The following is a 12,118-nucleotide window of genomic DNA, read 5'->3' as shown; positions in this document are numbered from 1 at the left end:
ACATAATGAAACAAACAGGGTAAATATGAATATATTTGAACAAACTCCACCGAACCGCAGACGTTATGGTCTTGCTGCATTCATTGGGCTAATTGCTGGCGTTGTTTCCGCATTTGTGAAGTGGGGGGCTGAAGTTCCATTGCCGCCACGTAGCCCGGTGGATATGTTTAATGCAGCGTGTGGCCCGGAATCATTAATCAGGGCTGCTGGGCAAATTGATTGCTCCCGTAATTTTCTCAATCCTCCGTATATTTTTCTTCGAGACTGGCTGGGGCTGACAGATCCAAATTCGGCTGTTTATACCTTTGCCGGGCATGTCTTTAACTGGGTTGGTGTTACGCACATTATCTTTTCGATAGTGTTTGCTGTCGGTTATTGTGTGGTCGCTGAAGTATTTCCAAAAATTAAACTCTGGCAGGGCTTACTGGCAGGTGCTTTAGCCCAACTTTTTGTTCATATGATTTCATTCCCTCTCATGGGACTGACGCCACCTCTGTTTGATCTCCCGTGGTATGAGAATGTTTCTGAAATTTTTGGACATTTAGTCTGGTTCTGGTCCATTGAAATTATTCGCAGAGATTTACGAAACAGAATTACTCATGAGCCAGACCCTGAGATCCCTTTAGGCTCAAACAGATAATGCATTGAATGATAAAAATGGCGCAAATGCAGCGCCATTTTTATAGGTTAAAAACATTGTTTTTAACTTTCTGATGCAGATAGCCAGTGAGTACATCGCGCTACTTCAGGATGCTGTAGATCCGGAGAACACTATAGAGGAAGAGGCATTGTTGCTGGCAGATGGAAGAAGTTTCGGGTTTTGTTATCCCTGAAAAACGAAGCCCCGCGATTATAGCTGGCGGGGCAGTGCAATTAATTATTGCATATTTATAACGGTGTCAGCCCGTATTTAGCTCTTGCACGATTGCAAGCCTCATTGACGACTCCGTTCTCACCAGACATGGCGAATTCTCTGCACGTGGACGATCGATTTTTATATATCGTGCAGCAGGCATTTTTGCCCGGTGTTCCTGCAAGGGCAATACATCGGGGGTTTTTCTGATTGGTACCGCTCATGCATCGGTGAAAAGGGGATATTTGTTCAGTGAGCCTGGCGGGAATGGTACCGCCAGCATCGTCGGCTTCGGCCCAGTAAAAAGAGACGCGGAAAAATGCACAACAGGCACCACACGTCATGCATGGATTCAGATTGCTCATAATTCACCAGTACAGCTATAAATCGTAAAGAGAACAGCGGTACATCGTATGTAAGAACGTACCGCGGTTGGCTGGGGAACTTTCGATAGTGTGAGTATTGAATGATTTCCAGCCGTTACCGATTTTACGTACTAATTCGTGAAGAAACCACTCGTTAGCAGGCTGCCTGGCACTTTTCCGTGTCTCCTGAACACTATGGTGTACATATGAGAAAGCCCATCATTACAGGTGACATTGACGATCGCTTCCACATCATTTAAACGATTATTTGAGTCTCTGAGGTGGAATTCTTCCCTCGTCCGATGGATAAGTCTTAGTCCGCCGAAGGGGGCTTAGCAGGACAGGAATCGCTAATCTTAATGAATTTGTCGTTATAGACCAGATAATGATTCCCCGGCTGACGTAACTCAGGCTGATGAACTACGTCTCCCGGACGTAGATACCAGGCGTCGCCTTCCTCTTCGGTCGAATCACATCCTAGTTTAATCAGTAGCTTAAACCACGTGTTGCCGGTGTTACTTACCGTTCCTGTCACTTGGTCGAAGGACCATTTAAACTGAACCTGACGAGGTCGTACTACCAGAATGGTATCCATCACCACCACCGGCTCCGTGCTGACCTCGCCGCCGGTTGGGCTACGTCTTGTCTGGTTGCGAGTGGGGACCTCGCGGAATGAGACCCGGTAGTAGCGCTCGCGGTTATCCTGTGGACCATGATAGTAAAATTTAAAATACTCGCTCTCACCAGCCTGCAATGCCAGCTGGCGGGGAGCGAAAAGCAGTTCACCATCCACCGGTCGAGTGCGCAATTCACTGCTGCCTGGGCTATCGATGGCACTGATGGCAATACGGTATATCCGTGCGCTTTTGTTGTTATTCACTACACGTTTGCTGACAAAGTCAGTCTCGGACGGCAGCGAAAATGTCAGATTGCCGACCGAAATCGCCTGTGTCAAAGGTGCCGCCAGCATACAGACCACTGTCAGCAGCGCCTTAGTTAATGTTACGCCACGTCGCCTGAACATGAATCTCTCCTGAAGCGCTGACTTCGCCAAACCAGCCGTTATCATCTACCGTACGCAGCGAAATGGCGTTATCCATTGGAATTGAAAATTTGACAGTGGTCTTATCCATCTGCCCCACTTCGCCAGAGATATCAGTCCACGGTGTGGTTAGCCACAGCGCATCGGTCATATCCCGCCAGCTATCATCGCACCCGGCATCGTAGGTTTTTGTAGCTCCGTTGCGGGTAATAAAGGAAAGCATCGCCGGGAATGGTACTTTCGCCTTACCGTCATCGGAGCTGAAGACACAATAGGAGCGTCCGCCAATCACCTGCGCGGGTCCGGTCACCTTGATCAGCACTTCGTCGGCAGCTGTTTTACCGCTGGTGGTTACGATATAGCCGAAATCGAGTGCCGGTTCGCCGCTGCCGACATATCCCTCTCGCGACGGTGTCTGAGTATATTCATCGGAGATAATACTGATGCTGAAATCACGGGGTTTGATAATCAGCGTGTTGGAGGTAGAAAATTCATACCAGCCAGACTCCGGTGATGTGGTGTTCTGAAAGCGAAAGTTGAATAGATCTTTGGTGTTGATATCGCTGATCCCCAGGTTCACCATCTGCTTAAAGAAGTTGCTCGAGAAGAAAACATAGATCGAGTCTGCGCTCTTCATCTCGTTGAAGGTGTAGTAATAAGCGGTATTGCTCACCGGTTTCCATGAACTGCCATTCAGACTGAACTGCATATCGTACGCCCCGACGGCCGAGGCCAACGACGAGTTGGCGATCGCCGGGAATATATGGATTGAGGTGTTGCTGAGCCCGTTTGTTTGCAGGGTATAGTTAACCATCTTACAACTTAATCCTGAACGGCTGCCGATGGTTTGCGTCCGGCAGTCGGCGTTCCCTTCCCCCAGAGTCGGTACTCCGTCGCTGTTGATAAATACCTCCGCCAGCGAGTGGGTATTTATCAACCGCAAATTTGCTGCTTTCGTATGGGTGACGTTGCGAACATACCAGTTGCCGGAGGCCTGATCCTTACAGCGCGCGCCGCTGCTGGCGTCATAGTTCACTGAGGTTTGGCAGGCATTGATGGTCATCGTAAAGCTGCTGCCAACGGGCATTTGTTGCAGATACTGGTAAAACGCGTCTGACAACATGCCGTGCATCCACTTCGAGCCGCCGCTGGTCACCGTCGCGCCATAAAATCCACTGGCGTCGGTGGTTTGCGGCAGGATAAGACTGGTGGTCATATTACACCCTGCGTACCAGTTGATGCAGCGCAAGCCAGTTAAAGGAGATGAAACCGGCGAATTTTCCAGCCACATATCAAACTTCCAGTTGGTATAAAGGCCGGTGTTGTAACCGTTATCAATGTAGCCGAGGCTTTGTTGATAGATGGTTCCTGAGCCAGTGTATTTTAAACCGGTCCAGCGGTTGGCACCGGTCAGGCGCGGATCCAGCGCCCCGCCAGGAGTGACGAAAAAGTTGTCGTCTGAGTTGTTTTCGACAAACACAAACTCGCGTGCCGGAGCATCCGCCCAGGTTGTTTTGCTCACTGCAGCTCTGAGCGCGGTTGCTGGCCAGAATAGCGCAAAGATTATCATCGCTATCAGTAGGTTAACTCTCATTCTCTTCTCCTGTCTGCGTCACCGCCGCCCACGATGAGAGGCCGCTGCAGACCACATCACCGACCCAGACGGCACCGCGCGCCTGGTTGAGTTCCAGTGCCACTTCGCAGGTTTTATTGCCACTGTAGCGAAAATCGATAGTGGGGTATTTCTTATCCACGTCCATGACAAACTCGCCGTTTTCATCGGTTCGGGTTCGGCCGATATGGTTGTTAATCCGTGCGTTAGCCAGCAGTGTGCCGTCTTCTGCACGGATACGACCGGAGACGGTAACCATCTGCTTCACCTCTGGCTCAATGACGGCGACATTGCCTGGATAGAGGGTCAGATGGCTTTTGCGGCCGCTGACGATATCGTAGCTGTCGAGTGAGTTTTTGCTGTTCTGCAACTCCACCTCATATCTTCCATAGGGAGAGAGCGGGAGATAGTTACGCTTGCCGTTAAGCGGGAAAATCCGCCCGTTGATTTTGGCGCTGATCTGACCGTCGTCCTCCAGCCCGGTGTTGAATATCACCCCAGCGTTGCCATCAGTCCGCCCGCTGGCAGCGATGTTTTTACCCTGCCAGCCGACGCTGCCATTGGCGGTCAAGTTGGTATTGACGTAGCCGTCCGCCGCGCTATTGACGTTCAGCGTTCCGCTGGCGTAACGAGCGTCGAACTGTGCATACGCCCCACCGCTGAGGGTTTTGTCATCACCGGTATCGCCGGAGATGGCTCGTGACAGATTTGCACCAACAGTGCGAATGGTCCCTTCATCAAACTGCTTGCGTGCTGACAGGTTTGCCATGGAGTAGCCGTTTTGATGAGTCATCCCTGCGCTAAACCAGTTGCCCAGAGGTAGCGAGAGATCGAGAGCGATATATTTTCCTGTATTGGCGTTGCTGTCGCCGTTGTTATAGCGCTGAATACCGGCTCGCAGGCCAAGCGAACCAAAGGTACCGCTGTAGACATTTTGATAGTAATCTGCCGTGTAATAATGGCTGTTGTAACGGCGGTCATCATTGTAGCTGATGCTGAATGTGCCCAGCTTCGACCACAGTGAGTTCAGGTTGAGTGTGCCGCCGATTGCACGGTTGTCGGCATCGCTACGTCGCAATTGATTGCCAATGCGGGTTTTTTCCTGATTAACCCATAGCGAACTAAAGCCTCCCGGTAGAGTGGCGCTGATGCTGCCGATGCTGCTCCATGAGCTGTCACTGGCCAGCATATTTTGCAGGTTAACGTTGATCGCCCCCCCAAGCGGTAGCGTCAGACGGGTTTCACCCACGGCCTGATTATCGTATCCATATCCCGTTGCCGCCCAGCTAAGCGTACTCAGTGAGCCGGAGCTCGAGGCACCTGCTAGCCAGCTATCTTTAGCTGGTCGCGTCTTTTTCCCGTTTTCCGACCAGCGATCCATATGAAAGCTGCCGCCCCATATCTGCCACGCCAGCGGCGCACCGACACCGCGCCCCCGGCTAAACAGCTTATTGACCCGCTGGGTGCGTTTGCTGATCACGCGACCGTTAACGATCACCTCAACTTCCACATCGTAAATACCGTACGGTAGACCTCGGGTATCCACTTCATGATTGCCCATGGTGAAGTTCTGAACACTCAGTAACCGCCCATCACGGGTGAGATGTACTTCGCCCGCTGCAGGTAAAAAGGCGATCACTGGCGTGGCCGACTGGCTGCTGTCGAAGATGGTGGAGCTGGCCTGGTTTCCCCAGGAAAGGCCGTAAATCTTCCCTGCTGAAATGGCGGTCATCGGCCCTAAGGACTGCAAGTTCCAGGTGTCGAACATTCCACCGGCAAATCGGTGACCAGCAAAATCGCGTTCATACATCGCTTTATATAATTCACTGTCCTGTTGACCGCTACCGATCCCATACAGCGAGCCGTCGAGTACCACATGATGTTCGCGCAGTGCTGTCACGTTATTTAGCGACAGATAGCTGGATGTATTGTTCCCGCCGTTACGCAACTGGTTGTTATAGATGCCGAAGTTATAGCTCAGATTACTGCTGAGGGTGTTAACACTGGATTGCCCGATGTCTTCGCTACGTGAGCGTAGTACGGTGCCCAGTGCTTCGCGCTTGACCACCAGCTGCAGCAGCAGTTGGCGCAAGCTGAGATCCAGCTGCGCGTTGTCAGTCAGGGGGATGATAAGGGCCTCATTGAACGGGGTGTTCGCCAGAGTCATCAGCTGCTGTCGAGTTTGTTCGCTGACACTGGCGTTATCTTCACTCTCTTCCAGCTGTATTTTCCGGATGCGTAACTGTCCATCATCCAACCAGATAAAAGCGCTGCCGATTCGCTGATCGTCCTGGCGACCCTGGCTACCGGCGAGATGAATATAGAGCGGGACGCTCATGCCGTCCTGAAGCGCCTGACTGAAGGCCTGCGGAATAATCACCCCACCTATTTGCTGCGCGCTTATGTCAGCAGCGCTGGCATCGGGTTGAACGAACAAAAAGACCATGCCGAAGGCAAACTGGGCTTTCAGTCCTGGGGAGAACCGTCGTAAAGGCATTGTCGTAATCCATCTGCACAGCTATCTATTTCACGGGAATGAACTTATCACCCTGCCAAAGTGCAACCCGTCCTTTGTTATCCGCCGTGTCCACGCGGGTAAAACGACGCGACTTGCCCGGCATCAGGTAGTAATTCTCTTTACACTCCTTACCATTGGCGGCTTTCAGGCAGGGGCCGTAGGCGAGGATCCGCAGCGTCGCATTTCCTGTATTTGTCAGGGAGCCGTTGGCGTACTGAAAGCGGTAGTTCGCCTGGCGGGGGGCGACGACCAGAATGGTGCCGATGCGGGCGGAAGCAGTGGCCACAGCGCTGCGGTTGGCATTCTCGCGCTGCGCATCACTGAGGGCCTGATCAAACCAGACAATGCGGTAGTAGCGCTCTTTTTCATCTACTGGTCCCTTATAGAAGAAGCGGATCACTTCGCTGGCTTGGGCGGGTAGCAGCAAGCTGGCGGGAGTGAGTAGCAACTCATCCGGCTTGTCCATTGCGATAACCTGCCCGTCGTCAAGCGGTGAAGAGAGCCGTTCGAGACGGATATTGATGAGGCGGCCACTGTCGGTACTGTTTTTGATTGTTTTGCTCAGCGTGCTGCTGTCACTGTTCATAAACGATGATATATCGCCGACATCCAGCGCCTGGGCCGGAGATATTCCGGCAAACAGCAGAGCGAGAGGCAGAAGGTGCTTTTTCATAACAATTCCGTCCAGGAATAAAGCAGGGGGCTACCCCTGCTGATACATCAAAGAGATCAACTGGTCCAGGTAGCGTCGAACTGTACGCTAACGTCGCCGCTCCAGATGCCTTCCGGTAGAGTGCTGTAATCGGTTACTGCGGTGGTACCATTGGTGGTACCGCTGATGATGGAGAAGGTGAAACCATCCTGTGCGGTGGTACGATTGCTGGCATTGTAACCGTTAGCCAGCGGGCTAAGGTTACCGCCCAGTACGCCGTTGGCGGTATCGATCATCACGGTATCGCCAGTTTTTTCGACTGCCGCGCCGTTATAATCCACGCCCACATTCAGTGTGGAACCTGAGGTATCCAACTGGGTTAAGGTGTTGGTGATAAGACGTGAGGTCAGTTTAAAGGCGGTAGCCGTTGAGTCACCCTCAATAGCCACGTCAAATAGACCTTTCTGTGAGTTAAAGCCTTTAATGCCTTCGGCATACTGGAACGCCAGGCTACCGAGTGGCGTCACAACCAGTTTACTGGTGGTGTCTTTTTTGGCTGTTGCCGACCAGGTCGCTACAGCCTGAGCTGTTACGTCAGCAGCCTGCGCCACACCCATGCCGGTAAACACCGTTACCAGAGCTATTGCCAGAACCTTTTTTTTCATTGCTTTTCTTCCCGAGTTAAATTGAGGACATGATGTCCCTGTGAGTCATTTTTTAAAACTAACTTGCCTGGAGTTTACGGAACCAACTTATATATTTTTGAGTACAGCTTGGCCTCAGCATTACGCCGATGGGTATACACTGTCTTCACACTACAATTTTCAATTCTGGCAATCGATTTAGGCAGCATTCCCTGGGCCGTCATGCGGATAATTTCCATTTCCCGGTCAGTGATTTTATCTTTCTTAATATCTTTTTTGAGAAACCTGCCATTAATCACATAGGCCAATTCGTTTCTAATATCACGACTCAGCCCAGCGTATACCACGCCCCTAATATTGCTGTTGTAATACCAATAATTTGCTAAGGCTTCTGACTTTCTGGCCGCAATCAATACGACCTGTTTCCCCTTTACCGCGGATAACCATTCGTTATCACGGTTTATAAACTCAGTTAAAGAATCCGTATTGAGATTGATAAACACGAAATCTTTTCTAATTTTCTCCAGCGATAGATAAATTAATCTGTCGATATCCACAATCAGTTCAGAGAGTCCTTTATAGAAGTAGGCGTCATGGGGAGACCAGATGTATTTATCAGAACGGTTTTGATATTCCATATGGTTTTTAACCTCATAGTCCCTGCTGTAATCATTTTGCCATGTCACTACTTTCCAAACCTGTAATTTTTACAGGTACATTCAGTGTTGTTAGTAAATCGGAAGTAAATAAGATACGTAGCACATATCAATATAGGTTAAACGAGATTAAGTTTTAATTATTTTCGATTGGGCTTAAATTTATGTTTTTTTCCTGATGAGTGTCAATATGTGAACAGAAAAGGAATTCCATGGTTAAGTCAATATTTACTAAAAATGAAAATATTGCTTTTTTGATAAGAAGAAAAAGACATTCAGTTTCATAAGGTTATTGGAAATATAACGTTCAATTCTTACTTGCATTTTATATTAGCCAGGAACTTTGCCCTGAGGTGTTAGGAATAGTCTTAATGCGTTTTGTGCTCGACTAGTAAAAAAACAAGTTTTAATGATAATAAATAGAACATAAAACTATTATTGGCCATCATTAAAGAAGATTTGCCAATCAGTAAGATATTTTAATGGATTAACATGCCGCACAAAATGGTTATGGGTGTTTACTCCAATAAGTGGTGAAAAATTGAATAGGTGTGACTACGTCATCTGTTCGGTAAGCCCCCCAAGAGCCAAATTAAGTGAAGTTAAACGAAGGCTGCCAGCTGTCACAGGAACGATGGCCTCTTTGACAGGGCACTGCGTGCAGTCATCTGTGCGCGTTACTCTAACTGGCACTCGAACGTCGGCGATGGGGTTACCGGTGGATCAGGCTGTTCCTGTGGCGTAAACGTTTTTATGTTAGTACCAACAGATTTACCACATTTATCATCTTAACAGTTTGAGTGTAAATGCAGGCTGCTCCGCAAAGGGAGGGGGCGGAGTGGCTTGTTCAGTCTAAAAGAGAGTTGATACCAGCATACAGGGGCGAAGTTGGTCAACAAATCAACATTAATATAATGGAATATTCGGAGAGAAACGTCAGGCAGTTGGCTTTAAATGAACTTAAAGAATATATTTCCAGGAAAATTAATGTTGGTGTAATCAATACACCAACATTAATCCGGTCTGATTATTAATCAGACAAATATCGTTAATTCGTCGAATTTTGAATCAACGTTTTTTCTTACGACCCTGAACGGCCTTAAAACGTGGATTAGATTTACAAATCACATACAGCCGTCCTTTTCGCTTCACAATCTGACAGTCTGGATGGCGTTCTTTTGCGGTACGCAGAGAGTTAAGGACTTTCATCATGCCCCCTTTTTCGTGCTAACAAAACGACCAAAACGTTGGGTGAACCGTGCAACATTTCCTTCTGATGCCACTGTTCTCAGCTTCCCTGTATAGAACGGGTGCGATTTCGAAGAGACATCAATTGTTACGTACGGATACGTTACGCCATCCAGCTCAATCTCACGGTCTGTTTTGATAGTCGAGCCGATTTTAAAGTACTCATCAACACTGGTGTCATGGAACACCACAGTACGATACTCAGGATGGATATTGGGTTTCATCATTTTTACCTGTTATGTTATAACATAACCGTAAAGATACATGCTCATCCGAATCATTTCAACACCCAATTCCTGTGACCATTTGTGGTATGTGGAATTTCGGCAACGGGGAAGTCTGGCATTGTTAGCAGCCATTGGCGACGCTCCCATAAACGCCTGGATGAGTGATTGATGATGGTTTCGCTGAGAGTATGAATTTTTCGAGAATGGAGGCTATCTCCACTTTACTGGCCGATGATTTATCGCAGTTTGATTGATTACCTGACAGCGTGTATTCCTCCCCCACGAATATAATAATTACTTAAAAAAAAGGGAGAGGATGCATATTTTAAATATCACTGAAGTGAACAGTTTATTGCCGTTATTAATAGAAATGGAGAAATAAATAGGCGTATTCTACAATTGCGACAAAAACAACGATATTAATCAGTTTATGACTGATTTGCTGTACTTTATTCTCTTTCATTGGTACTTCCTCGCTTTAAAAAAGAGTGCACTTCGTAAGTGCCCTTATATAAATAACGAGTTTGGTCAACCAATTTTTTGACATGTATCACAAATTTGAATAGATGTATTACATCGGCTATCTTTTATTGCCCCAACGTCATTGTTATATGTCGCCTGAAGTCAGTCCGGGAATGAGTCTGATCTCAAAACTGGCCCAGCCCTGACGTTGATTGGCGCTGAGGAGCATACCTCATCTCATCATAATGTCGTATCTCCTGGGGTGTTATACAAGATATCGTTGTTGGTAACCTGGGAAAGGAATTGAGTTCTATTAAACCGTCAAGTATGCCGGATACATACTGGATTACACAGCAGGCACGCCTTATGAGAGAACGTGCCGCAGTGACGGGTTAATTATCTGAAAGAATTTGCGAGGCTGTATCGGTTACTCATTGGTTTGATAGTTTTACTCTCGGGAGAGTAATAGATATTTAATCCATTAACGGAAACCAGCCAGTTCCTTTCGATGCCTGAATTTGATCCCATAGTTTATCCGGAATGGTTAATTCAGGAACGCGTTGTGGATTAAGGGCTGTTTGAATTTCATGACTTCTACCTGATTCAGCTAAAGTCACCCATTCTGGATTTATCACCAGCCCTTTACCGATCGCAACAAGTGGCAGGCCAGCGGAAATTGCTTCTTGAGCCTGAGACGGTGTGCGTATTTTACCTGCGGCGATTACCGGCACTCTGCCTGCAATATGATTTAAAATCAATTCAATAGTTCGGGGGCCATTTGGCGACTCAACAGGGTAGCTATCGTTAATACTGACCAGCGAGGTATGTATATACGAAATACCGGATGAAATGAGCCGATCAAGGAGTTTATAAGTATCCTCTATCCGCAGCCCCCCTGTTACAGATTCTTCAGGAGATATTCTGTAACCGATGGCAAAGGGCTTTTTCGCATATTCATAGACTACATTTTTTACTTCCTGTAATACGGCCAGCGGGAAGCGCATACGTCCTTCAAGATCTCCTCCCCATCGGTCATTACGCTGGTTAAATAGAGGGGAGAAGAAATTCTGCAGAAGGAATCCGTGCGCACCATGAAGTTCAACGCCATCAAAACCTGCTTTAATCGCCCTTTTTGTGACATCTCCGAATGCTCTAATGGTTTCCTGAATTTCGTTTTCAGTCATTTCCCTGCTTTGTACCACTCTCTTCATAAAGTCACCAGATTTTACGCTTGATGCGCTGGCACTAATAACATCGTAATTTGGCACAAGCTCCGGGATGGCTTTATTACCGGCGTGGAAAATCTGCAAAATAGCCGGAGCACCGCCACTTTTGGCTGCAGCAGCTAACTTTTCAAGGCTATTAATGAAACGGTCGTCATATGCGGCAAATTCATGAGTAAACCCAATGCCGCTTGGCGTGACATAGGTGCATCCTGTTATTACTAAACCAACATTTTGTGAGCGACGTTTATAAAATTCGAGTTCTTGCTCAGAGATGGTTCCATCAGGATTAGCTGACCAGGTCGTCATAGGGGCCATAACGATACGATTACGTAGCTTTATTTTTTCTGTCAGCATAAAAGGAGAAAACAATGATGGGTGTTTATTTGTCATAACAATACCTCAAATGTTTATCTGATTTTGATGCGTATGTTTTAACTGGTTAGTTGTTGCCAGCTTTGGAACCAAGATTTCTGGCTTTATTTATAATCCCTTCAAAGGGTTTCTAATAATCTTAATGATTGAGTTACTGCTTTTTTGTTTCTTTAATGAAATTTCTTTTTGAGTAATTTTATTATTGTCGTGTAGTCAATAAAGGATAAATCTCAGGGAGATA

General features: G+C 47.6%; 13 protein-coding genes. 2 read left to right on the top strand and 11 right to left on the bottom strand.

Annotated elements, in window-relative coordinates:
* The first annotated feature begins 25 nt into the window (after positions 1 to 25).
* Positions 26 to 640 carry a YagU family protein gene (locus AACU19_RS02850; protein WP_001019923.1) on the top strand — a complete coding sequence of 205 codons (615 nt, stop codon included), beginning with the start codon at positions 26 to 28 and terminating at the stop codon, positions 638 to 640.
* Between the two features lie 248 nt (positions 641 to 888).
* On the opposite strand, the gene AACU19_RS02840 is transcribed toward AACU19_RS02850, so the two are convergent.
* From AACU19_RS02840 to ecpR, 7 genes are all read right to left on the bottom strand, one after another.
* Positions 889 to 1,218 carry a YkgJ family cysteine cluster protein gene (locus AACU19_RS02840; protein WP_001303809.1) on the bottom strand — a complete coding sequence of 110 codons (330 nt, stop codon included), beginning with the start codon at positions 1,216 to 1,218 and terminating at the stop codon, positions 889 to 891.
* A gap of 313 nt (positions 1,219 to 1,531) precedes the next feature.
* The gene (ecpE, locus tag AACU19_RS02835) at positions 1,532 to 2,242 is read right to left on the bottom strand and encodes a fimbrial chaperone EcpE (protein ID WP_105278650.1); all 711 of its coding nucleotides are present in this window, start codon (positions 2,240 to 2,242) and stop codon (positions 1,532 to 1,534) included.
* Positions 2,211 to 3,854 carry a fimbrial adhesin EcpD gene (gene ecpD / locus AACU19_RS02830; RefSeq protein ID WP_105270906.1) on the bottom strand — a complete coding sequence of 548 codons (1,644 nt, stop codon included), beginning with the start codon at positions 3,852 to 3,854 and terminating at the stop codon, positions 2,211 to 2,213. Before ecpD ends, ecpE begins: the two co-directional genes overlap by 32 nt.
* Positions 3,844 to 6,369, bottom strand: a complete 2,526-nt coding sequence (gene ecpC / locus AACU19_RS02825; RefSeq protein ID WP_105278649.1) for a fimbrial usher EcpC — start codon at positions 6,367 to 6,369, stop codon at positions 3,844 to 3,846. Before ecpC ends, ecpD begins: the two co-directional genes overlap by 11 nt.
* Positions 6,370 to 6,394: 25 nt before the next feature.
* On the bottom strand, positions 6,395 to 7,063 hold the full coding sequence (gene ecpB, locus AACU19_RS02820) for a fimbrial chaperone EcpB (protein WP_105278648.1): 669 nt from the start codon (positions 7,061 to 7,063) through the stop codon (positions 6,395 to 6,397).
* Between the two features lie 56 nt (positions 7,064 to 7,119).
* Positions 7,120 to 7,707 carry a common pilus major fimbrillin subunit EcpA gene (gene ecpA / locus AACU19_RS02815; protein ID WP_000730972.1) on the bottom strand — a complete coding sequence of 196 codons (588 nt, stop codon included), beginning with the start codon at positions 7,705 to 7,707 and terminating at the stop codon, positions 7,120 to 7,122.
* Positions 7,708 to 7,781: 74 nt separating this feature from the next.
* Entirely contained in the window at positions 7,782 to 8,324 is a 543-nt protein-coding gene (gene ecpR, locus AACU19_RS02810; protein ID WP_024166199.1) for an ECP biosynthesis operon DNA-binding transcriptional regulator EcpR, read from the bottom strand.
* Between the two features lie 824 nt (positions 8,325 to 9,148).
* Between ecpR and ykgL the strand changes: the two genes are divergently transcribed.
* Positions 9,149 to 9,376, top strand: coding sequence for a protein YkgL (ykgL, locus tag AACU19_RS02805; RefSeq protein ID WP_105277152.1), 228 nt, complete (start codon positions 9,149 to 9,151; stop codon positions 9,374 to 9,376).
* 34 nt (positions 9,377 to 9,410) lie between these two features.
* On the opposite strand, the gene ykgO is transcribed toward ykgL, so the two are convergent.
* The 4 genes from ykgO to AACU19_RS02785 all read right to left on the bottom strand — a co-directional run bounded on the left by ykgO (position 9,411) and on the right by AACU19_RS02785 (position 11,895).
* The gene (ykgO, locus tag AACU19_RS02800) at positions 9,411 to 9,551 is read right to left on the bottom strand and encodes a type B 50S ribosomal protein L36 (protein ID WP_000866436.1); all 141 of its coding nucleotides are present in this window, start codon (positions 9,549 to 9,551) and stop codon (positions 9,411 to 9,413) included.
* Positions 9,551 to 9,814, bottom strand: a complete 264-nt coding sequence (locus AACU19_RS02795; RefSeq protein ID WP_000803998.1) for a type B 50S ribosomal protein L31 — start codon at positions 9,812 to 9,814, stop codon at positions 9,551 to 9,553. Before AACU19_RS02795 ends, ykgO begins: the two co-directional genes overlap by 1 nt.
* A 364-nt stretch (positions 9,815 to 10,178) precedes the next feature.
* Complete coding sequence (ykgR, locus tag AACU19_RS02790) at positions 10,179 to 10,280, bottom strand: small membrane protein YkgR (protein WP_000662258.1); 102 nt, start codon at positions 10,278 to 10,280, stop codon at positions 10,179 to 10,181.
* Positions 10,281 to 10,752: 472 nt separating this feature from the next.
* On the bottom strand, positions 10,753 to 11,895 hold the full coding sequence (locus AACU19_RS02785) for an NADH-dependent flavin oxidoreductase (RefSeq protein WP_105278647.1): 1,143 nt from the start codon (positions 11,893 to 11,895) through the stop codon (positions 10,753 to 10,755).
* Positions 11,896 to 12,118: the final 223 nt, after the last annotated feature.

The sequence above is a fragment of the Escherichia sp. MOD1-EC4550 genome, assembly GCF_963876935.1.
GTDB classification, from domain to species: domain Bacteria; phylum Pseudomonadota; class Gammaproteobacteria; order Enterobacterales; family Enterobacteriaceae; genus Escherichia; species Escherichia coli_F.
This window is presented reverse-complemented; position numbering and strand designations above follow the sequence as displayed.

Excerpts from the sequence above, each read along its gene's own strand:
- AACU19_RS02850 (WP_001019923.1), top strand. The coding sequence starts at position 26 with ATGAATATATTTGAACAAACTCCACCGAACCGCAGACGTTATGGTCTT.
- AACU19_RS02840 (WP_001303809.1), bottom strand. The coding sequence starts at position 1,218 with ATGAGCAATCTGAATCCATGCATGACGTGTGGTGCCTGTTGTGCATTT.
- ecpE (WP_105278650.1), bottom strand. The coding sequence starts at position 2,242 with ATGTTCAGGCGACGTGGCGTAACATTAACTAAGGCGCTGCTGACAGTG.
- ecpD (WP_105270906.1), bottom strand. The coding sequence starts at position 3,854 with ATGAGAGTTAACCTACTGATAGCGATGATAATCTTTGCGCTATTCTGG.
- ecpC (WP_105278649.1), bottom strand. The coding sequence starts at position 6,369 with ATGCCTTTACGACGGTTCTCCCCAGGACTGAAAGCCCAGTTTGCCTTC.
- ecpB (WP_105278648.1), bottom strand. The coding sequence starts at position 7,063 with ATGAAAAAGCACCTTCTGCCTCTCGCTCTGCTGTTTGCCGGAATATCT.
- ecpA (WP_000730972.1), bottom strand. The coding sequence starts at position 7,707 with ATGAAAAAAAAGGTTCTGGCAATAGCTCTGGTAACGGTGTTTACCGGC.
- ecpR (WP_024166199.1), bottom strand. The coding sequence starts at position 8,324 with ATGGAATATCAAAACCGTTCTGATAAATACATCTGGTCTCCCCATGAC.
- ykgL (WP_105277152.1), top strand. The coding sequence starts at position 9,149 with ATGCAGGCTGCTCCGCAAAGGGAGGGGGCGGAGTGGCTTGTTCAGTCT.
- ykgO (WP_000866436.1), bottom strand. The coding sequence starts at position 9,551 with ATGAAAGTCCTTAACTCTCTGCGTACCGCAAAAGAACGCCATCCAGAC.
- AACU19_RS02795 (WP_000803998.1), bottom strand. The coding sequence starts at position 9,814 with ATGAAACCCAATATCCATCCTGAGTATCGTACTGTGGTGTTCCATGAC.
- ykgR (WP_000662258.1), bottom strand. The coding sequence starts at position 10,280 with ATGAAAGAGAATAAAGTACAGCAAATCAGTCATAAACTGATTAATATC.
- AACU19_RS02785 (WP_105278647.1), bottom strand. The coding sequence starts at position 11,895 with ATGACAAATAAACACCCATCATTGTTTTCTCCTTTTATGCTGACAGAA.